A 433-nucleotide genomic window follows, 5' to 3' on the forward strand; every position below is an offset into this window, starting at 1 on the left:
CTATTGAAACTGTAATTGGATGACTCTCTTCGGTAGTGCCTGCAAAGGTTAGCGTACCTGATTGTGATTGATAATCATCCTCTGCTATCGCCGTACCGTCTGATGTTTGGTAATCTACACTGAAACCTCCCTGTACATTGCCTGTTAAGGTTACTTGAACTGTCGCTGTACCATCACCTTCATTGACCGTAATGTCACTGATGGTTAGTCCATTGCCTGCACCTCCGTCATTGTCCTCAATAGTTATCTCGCCTTGTGAATCATTGATACCTATCAGCGTCGTGCTCAAATTACTCAAGTTCACATACAAACTCTCAGTCGGTTCTATCAAAGTATCATCTGCTATTGAAACTGTAATTGGATGACTCTCTTCGGTAGTGCCTGCAAAGGTTAGCGTACCTGATTGTGATTGATAATCATCCTCTGCTATCGC

1 protein-coding gene is annotated in these 433 nt (G+C 43.2%); it reads right to left on the bottom strand.

What is annotated here, in order from left to right:
* The coding region (locus HGB55_RS15365; protein WP_211047423.1) for a Calx-beta domain-containing protein at nucleotides 1-433 on the bottom strand (433 nt) is incomplete at both ends.

The sequence above is a fragment of the Lutibacter sp. B1 genome (assembly GCF_012524075.1).
Taxonomy (GTDB): domain Bacteria; phylum Bacteroidota; class Bacteroidia; order Flavobacteriales; family Flavobacteriaceae; genus Lutibacter.